The organism is Pseudoalteromonas sp. OFAV1 (assembly GCF_021532595.1).
Taxonomy (GTDB): Bacteria; Pseudomonadota; Gammaproteobacteria; order Enterobacterales; family Alteromonadaceae; genus Pseudoalteromonas; species Pseudoalteromonas lipolytica_C.
In genome coordinates, this window is the sequence record NZ_JAKGBG010000009.1 from 48,312 (window position 1) to 69,046 (window position 20,735).

Sequence of the window (20,735 nt, forward strand, 5' to 3'; positions counted from 1 at the left end):
AAGGATATGGGATGTTAAACAAACTACTTTCGACCAGCCTACTTCTCAGTGCGATTTCGACCCCTGCATTTGCTAGTGATATTAATACTGAACTTAAGTCTGCCAATAAAAGCGTCAGCGAAAAGGTCATTAAATGGCGCCGTCATTTACACCAATATCCAGAGCTTAGTAACCGTGAGTTTGAAACAGCCAAATACGTAGCTAAGCATTTACGTTCGTTAGGCCTTGAGGTTCAAACAGGTGTGGCTCATACCGGTGTGGTTGCCAAACTTAAAGGGGGCAAAAAAGGTCCGCTTATTGCGCTGCGTGCTGATATGGATGCACTACCTGTAAAAGAGCAAGTAGACTTACCTTTCGCGTCAACGCAAACAACAGAGTACAAAGGTAATACCGTTGGCGTAATGCATGCCTGTGGTCATGATAACCATGTGGCTATTTTAATGGCAGCAGCTGAGTCTTTAGTAAAAATTAAAGACCAATTAGCGGGTGATATTCTGTTTGTCTTCCAACCTGCTGAAGAAGGTGCTCCTGATGGCGAAGAAGGTGGTGCTGAGCTGATGCTTAAAGAAGGCTTATTTAAAGAAAAGCCAGAAGCCGTATTTGGTTTACACGTAACCAGCTCACTTAATACCGGACAAATTGGTTTTCGTGAAGGGCCGCTAATGGCCAGCGCCGACAAGTTTACAATCACAGTAAAAGGCCGCCAAACTCACGGCTCACGCCCTTGGAATGGGGTTGACCCAATTGTGGCGTCATCACAAATCATTATGGCAACACAAACCATCGCTTCACGCCAAGTTGATGTGACCAAAGCGCCATCGGTAGTTTCATTTGGTGCCATTAATGGCGGTGTGCGTAACAACATCATCCCTGATCAAGTTGAAATGGTTGGCACAATCCGTACCTTTGACCAAGAAATGCGTGCTGACATTAAAAAACGTTTAGCTAAAACCGCTGAGATGGTAGCTGAATCAGGTGGCGCAGAAGCACATGTTCACATTGATCATGGTTACCCAGTAACAGTGAACAATGTTGAATTAACCAAGAAAATGACACCAACTCTTGCTGGTGTGGTTGGCAAAGAAAACCTGATCACAACGCCACTTATCACAGGTGCCGAAGACTTTAGTTACTACGCCTTAGAAACACCAGGCATGTTCTTTTTCTTAGGTGTTACACCAAAAGGTCAAGATGCAGTTACAGCACCTAGTAACCATTCACCACACTTTTTTGCAGACGAAAAAGCTTTACAGCTTGGCGTAAATGCAATGACGCAATTAGTGGTTGATTACCTAAAATAATAATAATTTTCTTACCGGCGGGTGACATCACTACCCGCCCTATTTTCTTAGCTGTTCAGCATCAATAAAGTTCATTTTGCTAGGGTTTAGTTACTATAAACAGGTAAGGAAGCCCCATGACATCAGAATACTTTCATTTTTTAAGCATTATCGGTGTAGCGTTTTTTGCTATTTCTGGCACCTTGCTGGGCCATGAAAAAAGTGTCGGTGGTTTTGGTGTGGTGGTTGTTGCCACAGTCACAGCTCTGGGTGGTGGCACACTTCGAGACATATTGCTCAACAAACCAGTATTTTGGATAGCCCAGCCCGATTATTTGTACGCAACTTACATTGCCATATTCGCCTCTATTTTATCTATTCGTCACTTACCCGATTTAAGTAACACCACCATGTTATTAATGGATGCCGTAGGGATGGCTATTTTCAACATTATTGGTATCGAAAAGGCTCTGATTGGCGGCGCAGATATGGTTGTAGCCATCACCATGGGTATGACCACAGGTATTTTTGGTGGCCTGATGCGTGATGTGATCTGCCGAGAAGTGCCTTTAGTAATGGGCGAAGAACTTTATTCAACCGCTTGCTTATCTGGCGGGTTAACTTACGCGGCTTTATTCACCCTAGAGGTGAGTTATATTTGGTGCATTCTTGGCGCATTTGCTGTGACGGTATGTTTAAGATTAGGCGCCATACACTTTGGTTGGCAACCTAACCTGTTTCGTAAAAGCAGCTTTAAACGCTCTTAGCAAGTCATATAAATACAGCCATCGAGTGGCATGTCCGCTGGATACTGGGTTTGTATAAAACCCAGTTTTTCATAGGCTGTTTTAGCAAGGGTATTATGGCTATACACAAACAACGACAAACTATCGCAGTTCAATTGCTGTTTGCCCTGCTCTCCTAGTAAATTTATCAACACTTTTGCTAGACCTTTACCACGTTCACTTGGCGCGATAACTAGCCGCCCTAAATGGCAACGACCTTCACGTAAATAATATTGCCCAAACCCTAACATGCGGCCTTCGTCATTACTCAACGCGAAGGAATTCAGCGCATCTAGGTTTAAATCTTTTCTAAAGCTTTGCGTATCAAATGGGTAATTAAAAAATGGCCCAGACCAAATACGCAGTTCAGCCTCTGAGTTAAACCAACCCATTAAATCGTTGAGTTGGTCACTCGTTACTTTAACTAGCTTCATGTTTTAACCTATCGTATAAACCTGAAGCACGAGTAACAGATTTATTCATTGCCATGAGCAATACATTTTTATCGGCCACCAACTCAAATGTGGTTTTCGCGCGGGTGATCCCCGTGTAAACCAATTGTCTGTTAATGCCCTGATTAGCCTGTTTTATTGGCGGTAAAATCATTGCTGTGTAAGCAAATTCAGAGCCTTGCGACTTATGAATTGTCATGGCATACACTTTATCGTGAGCAGGTAAACGTGCGGGCGAAAAGGCACGAATATTTTCTTGTTCATCAACAAACATGGCTTTTAACTGACCTTGCTCATCGTGCATTAAAATACCGATGTCGCCATTAAACAGTTTTAGCTGGTAGTCGTTTTGGCTGATCATAATTGGCATACCCACGTAATGCCTTTGATATGGCGAGATTAAACCTTGTTGAGCCAGTGCTTTTTCAATACGTTGATTAAGACTATTTACACCGTAATCACCCTCTCTGACGGCTGCTAGTAACTGATAATGCGCAAATGCTTTATGCACACTGGCAACACTTGCCCCTTGCTGTATAAGTTGCAAATAATCGTGGTATTGCAACGCCGCTTGTTGCACAAATTGCTCAATCGGTTTACTAATTACGCTGTAATTAAGTTTAAGGTCTTTAAAGCCACCTTGATTAATCGTTTGCTCTACATAGCCCAGTAAGCCTGTGTTATTGGTATTTACAGCTTGTGCTAATTGACCAATGCCGCTGCTGCCATCAAAACGATAACTTTGCTGTAAAAACGCAATACAATCGTTAAGTACAAAATGACTGCTCGCCGCAGGTATCTCGCTCTGATTATTAAAACAAACGCGATTAAGCTGCGCTGCTCTTTCACTGCTGTAATCTGGCATTTTGCCAAGCTCTAAGCCTTGGCAGAGGTCGCTAAGAATACTGCCCGTATCAACCGAGGCTAATTGGTCTTTATCACCCAGTAAAATAAGCCTTGCATGGCTCGGTAATGCCTCGATGAGTTTTGCCATAAGTGACAAATCAACCATCGATGCTTCATCAATGATCAGTACATCTAAATGCAGTGGGTTACGCTTATTATGGCGAAACTTATTGGTATGCGGAATAACGCCCAGTAAACGGTGAATCGTTTGTGCGCTCTCAGGGATAAGCGGCGCGATATTATCAGGGATCATACTAAGCTTTTGCTTTGCCCCTAAAATCGACTCGGTTAAACGAGCTGCCGCTTTACCTGTCGGTGCAACCAGCTTTATTGTTAGCGGTGCACTGGCATACAAGGATTGTAATATGGCCAGTAGCTTAGTTACCGTGGTGGTTTTACCGGTACCCGGGCCACCGGTGATCACACTAAAACCTTTTGTTGCAGCAATCGCACAGGCTACTTTTTGCCAGTTTAATGTTTTAATAGGATCGCTTGGGTAGGGTGTATGTTCACTGCTAGGAAAATACACCTCAAGTAATGCCGTTAATGCGGCTTCATCAAGTGTGAGCTCTTTCGTTGCTAAATGATGTAAACGCGATGCCAGAGTGGTTTCGTATTCTGCCAAGCGGGCAAAGTAAAGTTTATTCGCAAACAATAGCAGTGGCTTGTCGTCCCCGACACACTCAGCATTCATTAGTTTATTAACAGCCTCAGTAAGGCCAAATTCTGCCGCAAACGGTGTTAAAACATCAGGGGCTGCGATGCTGGCATCAGCTAAGCTTTGCTGTTTAATTTCAAACGGATTTTGCCAGTTTATATTCGCGAGCTCTAAACAGCTGTGCTGACTTTGCTGCGCTGCCGCAAGCAATAAAATCAGGTAAAAAACCTCACTGTGCGCTGCATCGTTATTCTCTATCAACGATTGTGAACCTGCTACTGTTTCTGTGCCAGTCAATAGCTCAGCGAGTTTAACATCAACCAAGCAAATACGTTTTGCCTCCAGCAAATAACTCAGTAAAGGCTGCGTTTTAAGTTCTGTGGCAGGTAACACTGAGTTACTCTCAGTATGTTGTACTGGCTGCTGTGGTTGCTTATTCACTGGCTCGTTTGGCTCATGGTCATCAAAGCCGAATGTCATTTGACTCATAGCATGGCTCCTTGTGCGAATAAGCTATCAAGCTCAGTTATTTGCTGTTTTGTTAGCTGATTAAAATACACCCCTTGCCCTTCGCTCATACCACGTAAGAAGGTGTAGTAAACACCGCCTAAATGCGTGTCGCTATCGTAATCTTGAATACGTTGTTTTAATAAACGGTGCAGTGCTACGGTATAAATTAAATACTGCAAATGATACTGATGACTGGTCATGGCTTGTTCTAGTTGCTCATGGTGGTAATCAGCCGCACTGTTGCCTAAAAAGTTCGATTTATAATCAAGAATATAATACTTACCCTGCCAGCAAAATATTAAATCTATAAAGCCTTTTAGTAAGCCTTGTACCTCACTAAAGTCGAGCTGCCCAGGTAAGTTAAAATGTTTTACCAACACTTGGTTAAGCTTATCGCTTGAGAGCGATAACAGCGGTAAATTAAATTCCATTTCGACTAAACAGGTATCAGGCTCAAGTACTGATAAACTAAGCCCTTTATCGTTCAATGGGCAATTCAGCGCAGCAAGGATCCACTGCTCGGTCATTTCCTGCCAGCTATCATCAATATGGTATTTTTCGAATAACTTTTTGATCACTTTATCAAGTGCATGGTCATCTTGTTCGCTGGCCGGGCGCTTTAACGCATAAGGGTCGGTAAAGTCCAATTGCTCAAATATTTCATGCAAACAACTACCCGGCTTAGCCCCTTTAGGGAAGCTGTAAGGTGTTAAAGCATTGGCATTTTGGGCTAAAAACTCATCTTTTTCGTGGTCTTCATCACTGCGACCAAGCTCAATATGGTCAGTATGCTTTTTCAGCGTTAAGCTACTAAAACTGGTTGAGCGCCAATCACGCTGAATGTCTGCTTTTACAGTATTAACTTGATATTCTTGCTCACTGTCAGCTCCAGCAAATGTTAACTTTTCAAGCTCATCTGCTTGGCTAAACGCCTCATAGTTCATGTGCGCTGAGCCTTCACAAAATTGTTGTAACAACGCGCGCCATTCATCGCCCGATTTGATCTCTAACCCTGCAAATAATACATGGCCAATGCTGGTACTTTGAATACCAGGGCGAGCACTACGACCTTGCGAAATGTTATACATACCCACAGAACAAAAATGCACGGCACGGGTCAGCGCCACATAAAGTAAGCGTAAATCTTCAGCTAAGCGCTCTTGCTCTGCTTTTTGCATTGCCTCGTCACTTTTAGCAAGGTCATAAATCAGCTTACCGTCTTTATGGTAAAGGGCTTCTTTGCTTTCGCGATAGCCACAGGCAAACGGCATGAATACAATCGGGTACTCTAAGCCTTTTGAGGCGTGCATGGTGACAATTTTCACCAAATTAGCATCGCTTTCTAGGCGTACTTGCACCGCTTCGCCATCTTGTTGACTGACTTTTTGCGCAAACCAACGCAGCAATCTGTGGGTGCCCTCAAGCTCAATTTGCTTTTGCTGCAAGATTTCCCCTAAATGACGGAAATCGGTGAGCCAGCGTTCAACGTTGTAGCCTAAGCCTTGCCAACGCGCTGCGAGCTGATTATGGCTTAATAAACGCTCAAGCATCGCCATAGCGCCTTGTTTATGCCAAATGTGGGCAAGTTGAGCAAAAAAGTTTAGATGTTCTTGCCATGCACTTTCATTTTCGTGAAGCTCATAAATACGGTTGTAGCTTAAACAAAACAACGGGCCGGCAAGTACACCGCGCAGTAATGTCTCATCATACTGTCCATGCAATGCCGTTAAAAAGTTCAGTAAATGATGACTAAGCTCTTGGTTAAACACACTGTCACGGGACAAATACACGCTGGCAATGGCGGCTTCTGCTAGTGCGTTTTTCATCAACTGTGCTTCGTTTCGGTCACGCACTAACACACAGATATCGGCGGCGGTGAGAGGCTTTCCTGCAATGGTTGCAGCGCCTGCATCAGCTTGCTTGAGTAGCTCGGTGATTTTTTTCGTATATTGCAAAGCCAATGCTTGTTGAGCCACCCCTTTGCTGGTTGGCTTGTTGTTGGCTTCGGCGTATTCATCAACAAAAACCGAAAATTCAAATGCACTTGGCATTTCACCGTTTATTAAAAACGCTTTGTCTTGCCGTTTTCCCTTCGCATTAACCTTTTGAAATGGGATTGCGTCGTTATAAATAAAGCTATTGTCATTTTTAGAAAATAAGCGGTTTACGCTATCAACAACCCCTTCACTTGAGCGGTAGTTGGTATCTAGGGTGTATTGCTTGTCTTTTTCAACGGCTTGTTTTGCGCCAATATAAGTAAAAATATCAGCACCACGGAAGCCATAAATAGCCTGTTTTGGATCACCTATCATGGCAAGGGTGGTGTTTTTAATGCCATAAATACGGCTAAAAATGCCATATTGAACTGGGTCGGTGTCTTGGAATTCGTCAATCATGGCAACCGGAAACAAGGCGGCAATTTTTTCACTTAATGCTTGGCCTTGCTCACTTAAAAGCGCCTGATGCAAGTTACTCAGTAAGTCATCTGGAGTAATAACACCTTGTTCTTGCTTACGTTTGACTAATGCATTTGCCACCCATTTAGCTGCGTATTGCACTATCGCAATATTCAATCCGTTATTGATAAGGCTACTGAGTTTAGCCATTTCATCAAACTGAGCCAACATTTCGTGAATGAGTAAGCTACCGTTTTTCTTATAATTTGCAGGGTCGCTTAAATTCTCTGTGCTCCACACTTCAAACGAGTATTTATTGGTACCAAATACAAAAAACAACTCGTCATTGTTTAAGTATTCTTCAAGCGCTGCAAGGCTGTTTTTTCGCCCTGGGGTTTTTGAGCCACTTAAATCAGACGCTTTTACAGCATTAATAAACTCACTCTCACGGCACGCCTTTTTAAATGCCGGGACTTTTGCCACAAAGTTATCGCGTGCTTGCCATATTTCATCAAGGTCATACTCGGGGGTGATTGTTGCCCCTTGTTTATTGAGTAAACTCACTACCTGTGAATACAGTGATGCAGGCACTGGGAAAATATCGGTAATTGCTTGCGTACGCTCTTTTGATTGTGGGTAAACAAAGGCACGCCAAAAGTCATTAAGGGTTTCTTGAATAAGCTCACGCTCATCTAAAATAAACTCTAAGTTAAACGCCACCCCTGATTCAAAAGCATGTTGTTTCAGCATTCGCTGACAAAAGCCATGAATGGTGAATATGGCAGCTTCATCCATCGACTTTGCCGCGGCGTCTAGCAAATCAAATGCGGCGTGTTTGTCAGTTACCTCGTCAATTACTTGCTCAATCAGCTCATCATCGGGCTCTTTGCCAAGCAGAGCATCTCTGGCATTGATTATACGCGCTCGCACACGGTCTTTAATTTCTTGGGTGGCGGCCTCAGTGAAGGTCACCACTAGGATTTGCTCAACACTAAGCGGCGTATTTAATGCTTCATCTTCCCCGGTCGCTTTTTGTAAGCCCAACAAATACCGTAAATACAAACCTGTGATTGTATAGGTTTTACCTGTACCGGCACTGGCTTCAATAAGGCTTTGCCCACACAGCGCCATACTCATTGGATTAAGCGTTTGCATGATCGGCCTCCTGTGCTAATTCAACGAGTGGCGATAACAGCAGCTCGCTCCATTTTATAAACTCTTCTTCACAGTCTTTAAGGCTTTTTATGGTTAAGCGAATGTATGGGTTCTCACCTTCACCTATGCCTATGTATTGCGGCGTGAATTTATTGTTTGCTTTAACCATGTCTTTGTCTGTTTTTATGTACTCGTAACCACTGACCGGAAAGAACGCCACAGGACGAGTTAAAAGCGTTTCATAAAGCAAAAACCAATCGTTTAAATACTTGCGGGCATCGTCTTCTGACAAGGGTGAAAAACTAATTTGCTTGTCTAAACCAAGAATGAGGGTTTCAACAGGTTGCCCCATTATTTGCGCCGCTAAATGATGCACAAAGCCACGAATTACATCTTTTGCTTTAATACTGGCGGTGCGATAAAACACCTGTTTTTGACCATAAATATGATTTAACCAACCTTCTAAAGTGGTGTTGGCTATTTTAATATTTACTTCAACGGGTAATGCTTCATCACCTTGAATATGCGCTTTCACTTGCCCTGCAAGCGCATCAACTCGGTGCTGCATACTTTCAAACACAAGGTCGCCAACATGGGCTTGGGGTAATTCACCGCGCTGCATTATTTGCGCTTTGTTAAGCGGTAACTCTTGAATGCTAGCCTCGAGAATTTCGTCAAGGTAAAAGTAGCGGCGTAATGCATCTAAACTAAATGGCTCTTCATCTTTAGCAATATCGTTAAATTGCGGTAAGCGTAAACCCAAACTTTGTTGATAAAAGCTCTCGTGCGGCTGGCAAATACTGCGAATAAACTGAGTTAACTCAACACTGCTTTCTGGCTGAACACTAAGCGCTTGCTGTGGCTCAGGGTTAACAGCTTGAGTTGGCATCCACACAGGGTTATAGCTGTGTAATCGTGTGGCTAAAGGTTTGTTTGCTTTTTGCTCGTCATCAGTTTGGATTTTATTACCTTCTTTGTTAGTGGTCAGATAATAAGCTGGGTTAAATGGCTGTAAGTGCTGATAATTAATCAGCGCCTCTGGTAGCTTTAAGTGAGTGTCTTGATCAGCAAATTCAAAACTACGGGCTATGTATTCTAAAAGCTCGCTCACTAAAGTTGAGGGCATTCTTGGTTGGTTATCAAAGCAAGAGCGGCCAATATAACTGATGTATAGATTCTCACGGGCACTTAAAATCGCTTCTAAAAACAGGTAACGATCGTCGAGTTTACGAGAGCGATCGCCTTTTTGGCGTTTTGAGTAAGGAACTAAGTCAAAACCAATTGGCTGAACGGTACGCGGGTAATCCGCATCATTTAAACCTAGCATACACACTACTTTAAATGGCACTGCACGCATTGGCATCAGCGTACAAAAGTTAACTTGCCCCACTAAAAAGCGCTGCCCTACGCCTTTTTCTTGAATACCTTGTTTTACAAGGTAACTTACAATGCGCTGCGAAACGGCTTGTTGGTAATCACCATTGTCATAATGCTTAATCAGTGTATCAAGCACTTTTTGCAGCACTAATAAATCCCAGCTTTGTTCGCCTTCATCACTGTATATATCGCTTAATAACTCTTTTAGAATTTCTGCCTTTTCGTTAAGTGGTGCATCAGCTTGCAGCTTGGCTTTATAACGGGCAAGTACATCAATAAATTCAATGAGTTTATTTAAGGTATTCAGTGCCATGCCTTCAACTTCATCGGCACTGTAAATCCCCGAAAACGGCAATTGTTCATCACGTTGCGCAACGCCAAGTAACAAGCGGTTTAGGCCATGTTGCCAAGTGTTTAAATCTATTGCGGGTAAGCCAAAACTGTCTTTGTGAGCGGCATCTAAGCCCCATTTAACGCCAACGCGTTCAAGCCAAAAACCTATTTGCTCATACTCATGGGCTTCGAGGTTAAATTTTTCGGCAATTTGCGTGACTTGCAGTAAATCAAGAATGTCAGATACACCAAAGCGTGAGTATGGTAAATCAGCTAAACTAGCAAACGAACTAAGCACAGGTTTTTCTTGCTCTATGGCTAAATCGGCTAACGCATAAGGGATAAAGCGTCGCCCTTCGGCACCACCAAACACCGCCTCAATATACGGGCTGTATGTGCCAACATCCGGCATCATTACAATAATATCTTTCGGTGTTAGCGCTTTATTTTCATTGAATAAATTGAGCAAGTAATCATGTAGTCTTTCTACTTCACGAAGTGGAGTGTGACAATCGCTCAGCACAATGCTGGTATCATCTGCCTGAATTGGCAGTTTGCCTTCGTCATTAATGAACCATTCTTTATCAGGCGTTAATGACTCACCCTTGAAGGCTAATTGGTAAATTTCAGACTGAATTTGCGATAGCAAGCTTTGATCAAAATCGTTATCGAATCCGTCTAGCCACTGCGCATCTAGTTGTAGTAGCTGCTCAAAATAGTCTCGGCCTAATTTACCCCATGACGAGAGTAGCGGATTACCAATAAAAAAGTACTCGTGATCAGGGTTTTTAGCGCTGTCTTCAAGTGCTTGTAACTGCGGGCGTTTGGCATATTTAGCAGCAATTTTGGCTGCTGTTTTTTCATCGAGTGTGTCGCCCCAGTAATGCTCACTGGGGTTGAAGAAAAACAAAAATACCTGCGTTTTTTTCGCAATAGCCTGAAACACTTCAAGCTGGCTGCTCGCAATTGCAGAAATACCAAATAAACTAATACGCTCAGGTAATAAGCTTGCGTCCATTTTTTCAAGGGCTGCAAGGAGTTTGTCTTGCATGTTGGCGCGGTGATATTGGCTTTGCCCAAGCTCTTTACTGTGCGCCACCAGCTTGCGCCAAAGATCTGGCTGCCATGGCGCAATACCCACATCAACATCATCAAGCTCATCGATGCCCTGCTCCCAAGTGGTAATCCAATTGGGGCGATACATTAAGTATTGGTCATAAACGTCGGCAATTTTCTCGCACAAGGCAAAGGTTTTTTGCCCCTCACTGTCACCATCTAAATAGGTTTTCAGTGGTAAATACAGCGGCTCATCAATGCAGTTTGGTAAAATCGCAAACAGCTTCCAAGCAAGGTTAGCTTTGTTATACGGTGATTCACTGGGTACATCTGGCAATAATTGTTGGTAAAGCTGCCATATAAAACTCGAAGGCAGCGGAAAGTCGACCTGAGCGGCAATCCCTAAGTGTTCGCTTAAACCTATTTTTAGCCACTGCGACATACCCGGTGACTGCACAAGCACAATTTCTTTTTTAAAGGGGCTCGTTAATGGATTAACTTTAAGAAGAGCGTGAAACCGCGCTTGCAGTGCTTCCATGCGATTTGATTGAATTATATTCAGCACTTTACACTGTCCTTGCTTGAAACTAACTAATTGACACAGTGTAAGATATTTTAATTAGATGGGATAGAGAGAAATACCCGCAAACAAGGCTTAATTCCATGTTTGCCATGAGCTGCGGGTACGTATTACGGGTATGCGCTACAGGCAATATTTACTGGTATGGACTTATCGTCGATAACGCAAACTCGGTGTGCATGATCTCATCACCCTTAATACCTTTAAGCGCAATACGAATGGTAGGATCTGCTTTTTGCCAATCGATTGTTAAATCGCCGTAGTTAACCTCATGAGTGTAATCACCCACACGGTGTTTATTAGGGCTAACATCTTTCCACTTTTCTGTTAGTCCAGAGCTGGTCATCTCATAAAGTGGGTAATCTAGGTTTTGTTGATACTTAGACAACTCCCCCCAGTGGGTATCGCCACTGACAATAATTACACCGTTTACTTTATGCTTTTTAATAAGCGTAAATAAACGCTCACGATCAGCAGGATAATTAGCCCATGACTCCCAGCCTGTAAAATCAGCCAATAGCTGTAAGCTTGAGGCAATGATTTTTATCTTTTCGTCTGACTTAAGCTCTTGTTCGAGCCATTGCCATTGGCTTTCACCAAGCATAGAGGCGTTTTTATCAGTTGTTGGGCTATAAGGCCCTTGTTTTGCGGGCTTACGTTCAAGTTGGTAGGTCACCGCCGATACATGATTCAGCGGTGCGCGATTAAAACGGAGATCTGGCATGATGACTTTTACAGTTTGCTCACCTTCACCGTACGTGTACGAAGTGTAAATACCATCTTCACGAGTCCTGCGAGCAGAATCCGCAGGCTCTTGCCAAAAATCCAGCATGATTTTTCGTGACTGCTGCTTTTTTGGGTATTCGCTACCAGCGTCATTTTCGCCATAATCATGGTCATCCCACATGGCTATTATCGGGGTATTCGCACGTAATGTTTTAAAGCCCGGCTTTTGTCCTAAGCGTTGATATTTATCGGCAAGTACCGACATATCTTCGGTATCACCATAAATGTTATCGCCAAGGAACATAAATAAATCCGCTTGCTCTTTGTTGATGGCATCAAAAATTGGAATAGCTTTGTCTTGATGACCACATGAGCCAAACAAAATTTTACTTGGCGCAGCAATCGCACTCACACTACTAACTAGGATTAACCCAGATAAGGTGCTTCTAAGAAAACTAAGCGTTAAACTCATTTTAAAATCTCCTTAATCGGCGCCGCCATTTTCGGATTAACATGCTGACGATTTACACCTAAAATGCTCAGTACAGTTGCCGCTACTTGCGCTTGTTTAAGCTCATTGCTTGGCTTTATTAAGCCTGTTGCTTTTATATCTGGGCCGATGGCTGCTAGCCAAATGTGTTCAGAGCCAACAATACCATTTGGAAAGTGCTTAATAGCTTGCTCTGAACCTGCCAGAGCACGCTTCGAACTATGATGCTGCCAATCATCAGCATGACTGCCACGGCCATGATCGGTGGTAATGATCAATGTGGTATTGTCTTTATAGCCCGGTGTTTGTTGAATTGTTTGCCAAAGGTCACGAATAAACGCATCACTTTGTTTAGCCGATTTTAAGTAGGCATCGTATTTACCGTTATGAGCAAAGTCATCGGTTTCACCCAAGCTAATAACCAGTAAACGCGGCTGTTTATTTAATAAATATTGTTTGGCAAATCGGTAGGTAAAGCTGTCGAGGCGAACATTGTGCCAAGGGCTTGGGATCTCGCTTTGCATTTGGTTTAGCAGAGTCACTTCGGCTGATTTCACCGCATCAAAAGATTCAAAGCCAGCATTAACAAACACTCCACTTCGTTCGCGATTTACAATATAAGGAAACACATCCCAGCTACCAAAAAGCGCGGTTTTACCTTTAAACTCGGGTTGAGAATTTAAACTATCTAAGATGGTTTTGTTGGGGTTAGGCACTTTATCGTTGCTATCGATATTTTCATCTACAATGCCGGTTAATATTTCACTGTAACCTGGGTATGAGAAATACCACGGGTTGCTTACCGACATAAATGAACCTTGAGTTCTATCACCAATCAAAACGCCCTGCTTTGCCAGTATTTCGCTAAAAAATGGCATTAACGCTTGTGTACGCTGTGCTTGGTCATCTCGCCAAAAAAGCGCCTTTAGCTCATCTGTATCTGCAACAAAATCAGTGTTATCAATTAAGTTTTTGTCTGCACCAAAGAACACTTCTTGCCAGCGAAGGCCATCAAGAGTAACGAGCACAACATTGTCGGCAGCTTTACTGTTTAAGCTTAATAGTGATGCCGCTACCACCACCGAGGCTAAAATTAATTTTTTCATATATCACCTGCAAAAAAGCCCATCAACGATGGGCTATTTAAAACGTTAGTTTATTACTTAAAACTGCGCTGTAAGTGTTAAAGCTGCGGTACGTGGTGCACCAATAAAGTAGGTAGAACCATTACCTGTGCCACCTGCGAGATATGATTTATCAAACAGGTTATTCACCACAAATGCAAGGTCGATTGATTTAAACACGCCTGAATCAAGGCTGGTGTTATAACCAATGTTTAAATCAACCAAGGTGTAACCATCAACCTCATTACGCGAACGGGTTTGCTCATCAGTCCATGCACCTAAACGCTCACCAGTGTATTTAGCCGATAAACCAAAGCGGAAATCACCACTGTAGTAGTCTGCCGATACCACAAATAAATCTTGTGCTGAGTCAATCACTTCATCACCCGCTTTAAAGCTGGCTGATGCATCCTCAAGTAACTCACCCTCGCTGTTGTAAGCACTTGGATCGTTCGATTGATACTCAGAGTTATTGTACGTATACGATGTGTAAAGGTTCCATTTGTCAGTCAGCATATAGCTTGCAGAAAGCTCCACACCCGTTGACTCTATACCACCAACGTTGATGTAAGAACCGTTCGTGCCAATCGTGTAGTCAATACCATCGGTATCACTGCCCGGAGCAATAAAGGTAATACGGTTATCAAATTCGATGCTGTAAGCGGTTGCCGTTAAACGTAAACGGTCATCACTGTAACGCACACCTAGGTCGATGTTTTCAGCTGTTTCAGGTTCAATTTCGGTCAATGTTGATGAATCGCGTTCAAGTACGCCATCTTTAATTGCCGCAAAGTTTTCGCTGTAGCTGGTAAATAACTCTGTGCTTGCAGATAGCTGATACAACACCCCGCCGCTGAATAGTACGTCTGAATCACTGTCGATCTTATCTGAATATTCATCTTCAAAATGGTTATAACGCTGCAGTTCAACAAGATACTGTTTAGCACCTAAATTAAGTGTGAAATCGCCTAAACTGATTGAGTCTTGCACGTACCATTTGAATGTATCTGTTTCGAAGGTGTTTTTATACTGTGTCCAATAAGGTGTTTGGTCAAAATGATGATAGACACGGGCATCAATAACTTTATGCCAGTCACGTGATTCATCGCGGTCTGTTTGTTCAAACCAAAAGCCGGCTTCAATATCATGATTGCCAAGCGTTACTTGGTACTCACCGGTCATACCTAAGCGGTCTTTTTTGTAGTGAGTATGACGATACGACATAACCGGAATAGCATCATCTGGGTAACAGGCTGGGTTTAAGCCGGGGCCAGATGACCATGGCCACTCTAAACTTGCCGTACAACCTGCAGCAGGTGCAAGTGGATTACCATCGCTATCTGTAAAGCCATAGCTGCCTGCGTTTTCACCACCAATTGTTGTTGGGTTACCATCGCCATCAACTGGTGACGTTAAATAAGGCGGGATCCAATCACCACGACCTGAATTTTTATGATAGTAAGGCGACAAGCTTAAGTTTGAAGTGGCACCTAATGCGTAATCAAACTTTACATACGCAAGGGTATTTTCACGCAGTGTACCCCAGCCCTCAGCAAACATTTGATCAAAATGCGGCACACCAGTCCAATTCCAAGTTAAACGATCCCAATCAGGGTTTTGTTCAAACTCACTAATGCTGATGCTGTTATAGTTAATTTCGTGAACATCATCATACGAAACACGACCCGATACGGTTAAATCGCTAAAGTCTGATACAAACTTAGCTTCGATATGCTGGTTGTCTTTACCACCATTGCTGCCATCGCCAATCCAGCGGCTAGTGTCTGTTTGCGAATAGCTAATATAGGCTTGCGTGTTATCAAACACAGTGCCGGTTTCGTGCTTAACAAAGTAACGGCTAGCATTGTGATCGCCCGTTGTATAAGCAAACGTGGTGCTTTGCTCAGTACTCGGTTGTACACTCACAAAATTAAATGTACCGCCTAGCGCTTCGAGTGATGCAGAGGCAATATCAGACGTACCTTGCCCTACTTCAACCGTTGCTAAGTTTTCGCTGTCAAGATAACGGTTTGCTTTTGCGCCGCCACCATAGTTAGAACCGCCATTAGGAATACCATCAATCGTCATACCTAATTGCTGTTGATTACCATCGATACTAAAGCCACGCATAGTAATGGTGGTTGACCAATCGTCACCACCAAATGCATCACCTTCGTTGATGCTAATACCCGGTAAGTTATCAATCACGGCTAACACACTTGATACTGAACTTTGTTGCTCAAGCATGGCAGGTTCAATGACGTTATTTGCATAACTGGTTGGCTTTGCAACAACGGTAATTTCTTCAATTTCGTTATTGGTGTTTGCATTTGCCGATGTTGCTAAAAGCGTTGCGATTACAAGGCTTAGTTTTGTTTTTTTAGTTACTGTGCTCATTGTTTTTCCAAGGTTACGTATATAAAAGCGGGCACAGTATGCAGAGCGTGTATGACATTTAGGGTCAAAATTTTTGACACAACAGTTAAACAATTAATGCATTTTCATGGCAGATTTAAGACTCAACTGTTTAATAAATAAGAAAGTATTAGAAAAACGCCCAGTTAAATTAACTGGGCGCTTGTTGGTTGGACAATATTATTAGATTTGCTTAAATCAACTCAGCCAGCATTTCTTCGCTATATGGTGTTAACGCTTCACCATTTTTAACTTTACTGATGTAATCTGGGTTCGCAATGAATGGGCGACCAATCGCAATTAAATCAAATTGGTTGTTATCGATAGCTTGATTTGCTGTTTCAAAGCTATAGCTACCTACCCCTACCAAGGTACCTTTATAAGCACCACGCATATATTCAGACGCCGACTTATTACCTAAACTTGCAAAGCGCATGCTGTCATCAAAGATACCAACATGTAGGTACGCAAGGTTACGTGTTTCAAGTGCTGGTAATAGATAATCAAATACTGCTTTATCACCGTCGCTTTCAGTCATATTAAAATACGCACCTGGCGATAAGCGTAATGCTGTTTTATCTGCACCAATGGCTGCCACTACAGCATCAACAACTTCAAGAGCAAAACGTGACATGTTTTCTGGTGTTTGACCGTATTGGTCTTCACGTTGATTGGCAGCAAAGTGTAAGAATTGATCAATCAAGTAACCATTCGCACCATGAATTTCAACGCCGTCAAAACCCGCTTCAATTGCATTTTCAGCCGCTTTTGCGTAGTCAGCAATTAAACCTTGGATGTCTTCGATGGTTGCAGCTTTTGGTGTCACGTAAGTTAACTCGCGCATTCTTGGTACCGAACCCTCTACACCAATTGCTGATGGTGCCAGTACATCACCACCAAAAAAGTGAGGATGAGCAACACGACCTACGTGCCAAAGCTGAGCAAACATTTTGCCGCCTTTCGCGTGCACAGCATCGGTCACTTTCTTCCAACCTTGAATTTGTTCACTGGTAAATAGACCCGGTGTATTTGGGTAACCTTGAGCATCTGGGCGAATAATCGTTGCTTCGCTAATAATTAAACCGGCATCGGCACGGCGCGCATAATAATCAACCATCGCTTGGGTTGGAACGAGGTTATCGTCGCTCATACAGCGTGTAAGTGGGGCCATTAGTACACGGTTTTGCAGCTCAATACTGTCGTTTAGTTTAAATGGAGAAAGTAAATCGGTTGTCATGGTTTTATCCTTATCTTGAACATACATTCAAGATAAGGGCGAAACATACTAACTTCAAGGTTTATTTTGAATATTCGTTCAAGATTACGTAAACTTCGTTTATACCAATTCGCTTAATTAAGTGGTCTATTTTGAGGCAAGAAAACCTCGTTGATAACAAGGCAAAAATTTCGTTATTTAGTTGTTCTAAATCAGAAATTTTTAACGCGGGTAGCGACAGGTTTAATCCCTCAAAATGACTAAGTATTATTGCGGATTGGTATTATATATCGTGAGGAGCTTTAATGAGAACTGCTGAATTTGATACTGAATTTGTACTACGCCAAGCCATGCATGCCTTTATGCAATATGGCTATGCGAAGACCAGTATGCAAAAATTAAAAGAAGTGACTCATCTTCATCCGGGCTCTATTTACGCGGCTTATGGCAACAAAAAAGGCTTATTTTTAGCCGCTACTGAGCAGTATCAAAAAGACAGAAACCAACAATTTACTGCCCTTTTTAATGACCAACAATCAATTTTATCGACCCTCAAACATTACTTAACTGTGATTGTTGATGAATGTATTGAAGGTGAAGTTGCCAAGGTATGTTTGCTTACAAAAAGTATTTCTGAGGTTGAAGGCAATGATCCACAAATTTGTAGTGTGCTGCGTGGTAACCTTAATGCCTACGAGAATGCCCTCGCCGAACAAATTCAAAAAGCCCTTGATAACAACGAATTTAAAAGTAGCAAGCCAGCTCAACAGTTGGCGCGCTTTTTAGTAATGGGTATATACGGTATTCGTACCTATGCACTAACAAATCAAGAACCAAAATCTCTGCAACAACTTGCTGACGATCTATTCGCTGCATTAGTAAATTAATTTAGCTATTAACTTTACTTGTCATATTTATTTATCACCTTATGATTAAGGTGTAGCTGTGTATAACTAAAAGAGTGAGCTTGTCATGAATAATGCAACTGCTAAACGTGTTGAAACTGAGTTTGATGCTGTACTCGCCTTAGGCGCAAAGAAACGACTCGCTTATATGTTTGAAACGGTTCAAGAGTTTAAACAAGTATGGATCCTCAATGATGAACATGGCTGTGTCATGCTCTCTAACGAAGACGACGACTGTGTTCCTGTATGGCCTAGCCGCGAGTTTGCACAAAGCTGGGCAACCGGTGAATGGCAAGATTGCGAGCCCAAAGCGATTCCAGTAAAAGATTGGTTAAGTCGCTGGACACCCGGCCTTGAACAAGATGACTTACTGATTGCGGTGTTCCCAACAGATCAAGACGACGGCACCATTTTATTCCCCGACGAGTTTGACTCACAACTGAGAGTGCCGAAAAAACGATTTTAAATACAAGGGAGCCATGCGCTCCCTTTTTTATGCTATTTGTTGTAAGCGCAGTGCTGAAATATCTTTTATCGGTGGCTTACCAAAAAAGCGAGTGTACTCGCGGCTAAACTGGGATGGGCTTTCATAACCCACTTTTAAAGCTGCAGAGCCTACATCTATTCGCTCATTGAGCATTAGTTGTCTTGCCGCTTGTAGCCGTAAGTTTTTTACATACTGCAATGGGCTCATTTTTACTACATCACGAAAATGCAGCCTGAATGTTGACGGGCTCATGTGTGCATCACGAGCCAAATCATCGATTGAAAATTGACTGGTAAAGTTTTCTTTTAACCAACATAAGGTTTTGGCGATTTTTTGATGGGCAGAGCCAGACATCACAATCTGTCTTAAATAAGGGCTATGAGGACTATTTAATAAACGCAATATGATTTCTTTTTTAATTAGTGGCGCAAGATTAGCTTTTAAATGTGGCTCATTGTCGAGTTGAATAAGCCTAAGCAAAGCATCAAGTAAGCCGTTATCAGTATCAACCACCGACATAGCTTGATGTTTAGGGAACTTATCTTGCCCTGCAAACTCCATTTCAGCAACAATATGGCTTATTTCATGAGCATCTAAGCGTAGATATAAGCCGTAAAATGGCTGCTCTTTACTAGCACGAGTAATATGTGAGGCAACAGGCACATCGACTGAGGTCACGAGTGATTGGCCGTCAGTGTAATCATAACTATGCTCACCTAGTACCACTCGCTTTGCGCCTTGCAAGCTAATGCCCAGTCCTAATTCATACACGCAGGCCATCGGCAATGAAACTTCGCTTCGTCGGAACACCAATAACTCTGGAATAGCTGTTTCAAAACTACCATCTGCAACCGCTATCGCTTTCACTGCTTCTAATAATGCCTGACGCATTTAGATTACCTCTAATAAATACTCCATTAAGTGTATCACCGTAATTTGAAGTTAGGACCATTTAAGGTAACAGTTCGTTGCTTTAGGCAAAAATTACATCATTTATGGCAAGCAGAAACCGCCATCATCGACCATAATGTATTTTCAATTTTTCGATTACATACTCTATGTAATCAGCCACTGCTACAAAACTTCAATATATTCAATACCTAAAATCAAAAGAGAAATTATGAACCCAAATAACACGGATCTATTTGTGTTTGTCGCGATCGCTGCTTTGGTAACCGTTCATGACAAGCCTTTGTTAAAACGAGCATGTCAGCACGCATTGAATGATGGCGTATCAATGCAAGAGTTGTGTGATATTTTACCGCATATTAGTGTGTATTCTGGGGTGCCAAAAGCATTGTTGGCGCTAGATATTTTAAACTCGCTTGATGATATTCAAGGTTCAAATTCGCTGCTTATCAAACGCACAGAGCAGCAACTAAAAACCGCACTGACATTGGGTCAGCTGCCGTTTGGCATAGAGCAGCAAAACAACGCCGTGTTTGAGCTTGCCTCTTTAGGTGCATTATTTGCGTTAGACGATGTCAGCAGATTAGTTAGTGAGCAACTAAAGCGCTGTGTAATACTTGGCTATAGCCGTGAACAACTTGAATTATTAGTAATAGAACTTGCCAGAAAGGTCAGTAGCCACATAGCCATGCGCGCTAAATGTTATCTCGAAAAGCACTTTGCTATGATAGGTTAATAAAACCTACCAAAGCGCAATTTTCCTTATTGACTTTAATTCATGTAACAACTTTTCGTTTCCTCATATCGTTTGGCAAAGTAACTCTGAAAAACCTTCAAACAACTATACTGTAGAACATTGAATTTACTTAATTAACCATCCTTAAGTTACGAAAAATATAAATTAAACTAAGATGAAAAACCTATGATTTTGTCTATATTTAAGAAGATATAACTTAAATAGTGAATTGTATTAAT

14 protein-coding genes are annotated in these 20,735 nt (G+C 42.3%); 5 read left to right on the top strand and 9 right to left on the bottom strand.

Annotated features, from left to right (window positions below; genetic code table 11):
* Positions 1 to 11: 11 nt before the first annotated feature.
* Both L1267_RS07290 and L1267_RS07295 read left to right on the top strand, forming a co-directional pair.
* Positions 12 to 1,301: an amidohydrolase gene (locus L1267_RS07290; protein ID WP_138557150.1), complete on the top strand. Its 1,290-nt coding sequence runs from the start codon at positions 12 to 14 to the stop codon at positions 1,299 to 1,301.
* A 116-nt stretch (positions 1,302 to 1,417) separates the two neighbouring features.
* Positions 1,418 to 2,047, top strand: coding sequence for a trimeric intracellular cation channel family protein (locus tag L1267_RS07295; RefSeq protein ID WP_062565213.1), 630 nt, complete (start codon positions 1,418 to 1,420; stop codon positions 2,045 to 2,047).
* Here the strand turns inward: L1267_RS07295 and L1267_RS07300 are convergent.
* The 8 genes from L1267_RS07300 to L1267_RS07335 form a co-directional block, all read right to left on the bottom strand.
* Complete coding sequence (locus tag L1267_RS07300) at positions 2,044 to 2,499, bottom strand: GNAT family N-acetyltransferase (RefSeq protein ID WP_235382475.1); 456 nt, start codon at positions 2,497 to 2,499, stop codon at positions 2,044 to 2,046. The genes L1267_RS07295 and L1267_RS07300 overlap by 4 nt on opposite strands.
* Positions 2,486 to 4,570: an exodeoxyribonuclease V subunit alpha gene (recD, locus tag L1267_RS07305; protein WP_235382476.1), complete on the bottom strand. Its 2,085-nt coding sequence runs from the start codon at positions 4,568 to 4,570 to the stop codon at positions 2,486 to 2,488. The genes L1267_RS07300 and recD overlap by 14 nt, the downstream gene beginning before the upstream one ends.
* Entirely contained in the window at positions 4,567 to 8,142 is a 3,576-nt protein-coding gene (gene recB, locus L1267_RS07310; protein WP_235382477.1) for an exodeoxyribonuclease V subunit beta, read from the bottom strand. Before recB ends, recD begins: the two co-directional genes overlap by 4 nt.
* On the bottom strand, positions 8,129 to 11,473 hold the full coding sequence (gene recC, locus L1267_RS07315) for an exodeoxyribonuclease V subunit gamma (RefSeq protein ID WP_235382478.1): 3,345 nt from the start codon (positions 11,471 to 11,473) through the stop codon (positions 8,129 to 8,131). Before recC ends, recB begins: the two co-directional genes overlap by 14 nt.
* A 151-nt stretch (positions 11,474 to 11,624) precedes the next feature.
* Positions 11,625 to 12,686: an alkaline phosphatase D family protein gene (locus tag L1267_RS07320; protein WP_235382479.1), complete on the bottom strand. Its 1,062-nt coding sequence runs from the start codon at positions 12,684 to 12,686 to the stop codon at positions 11,625 to 11,627.
* Positions 12,683 to 13,810, bottom strand: a complete 1,128-nt coding sequence (locus tag L1267_RS07325) for a sulfatase-like hydrolase/transferase (RefSeq protein ID WP_235382480.1) — start codon at positions 13,808 to 13,810, stop codon at positions 12,683 to 12,685. Before L1267_RS07325 ends, L1267_RS07320 begins: the two co-directional genes overlap by 4 nt.
* A gap of 57 nt (positions 13,811 to 13,867) precedes the next feature.
* Positions 13,868 to 16,225: a TonB-dependent receptor domain-containing protein gene (locus L1267_RS07330; RefSeq protein WP_235382481.1), complete on the bottom strand. Its 2,358-nt coding sequence runs from the start codon at positions 16,223 to 16,225 to the stop codon at positions 13,868 to 13,870.
* 211 nt (positions 16,226 to 16,436) lie between these two features.
* Positions 16,437 to 17,480, bottom strand: coding sequence for an alkene reductase (locus L1267_RS07335; protein WP_138557142.1), 1,044 nt, complete (start codon positions 17,478 to 17,480; stop codon positions 16,437 to 16,439).
* Between the two features lie 284 nt (positions 17,481 to 17,764).
* Here L1267_RS07335 and L1267_RS07340 point away from each other — a divergent pair, with 284 nt between their 5' ends.
* Both L1267_RS07340 and L1267_RS07345 read left to right on the top strand, forming a co-directional pair.
* Complete coding sequence (locus L1267_RS07340; RefSeq protein WP_235382482.1) at positions 17,765 to 18,346, top strand: TetR/AcrR family transcriptional regulator; 582 nt, start codon at positions 17,765 to 17,767, stop codon at positions 18,344 to 18,346.
* Between the two features lie 85 nt (positions 18,347 to 18,431).
* Positions 18,432 to 18,830, top strand: a complete 399-nt coding sequence (locus L1267_RS07345) for a DUF2750 domain-containing protein (RefSeq protein ID WP_135925041.1) — start codon at positions 18,432 to 18,434, stop codon at positions 18,828 to 18,830.
* Between the two features lie 27 nt (positions 18,831 to 18,857).
* Here L1267_RS07345 and L1267_RS07350 read toward each other — a convergent pair whose 3' ends face one another.
* Positions 18,858 to 19,742 (bottom strand): AraC family transcriptional regulator, encoded by an 885-nt coding sequence (locus L1267_RS07350; RefSeq protein ID WP_135925043.1) that lies wholly within the window; start codon positions 19,740 to 19,742, stop codon positions 18,858 to 18,860.
* A gap of 229 nt (positions 19,743 to 19,971) precedes the next feature.
* On the opposite strand from L1267_RS07350, the gene L1267_RS07355 reads away from it, so the two are divergent.
* Complete coding sequence (locus L1267_RS07355; protein ID WP_235382483.1) at positions 19,972 to 20,496, top strand: carboxymuconolactone decarboxylase family protein; 525 nt, start codon at positions 19,972 to 19,974, stop codon at positions 20,494 to 20,496.
* Positions 20,497 to 20,735 lie beyond the last annotated feature (239 nt).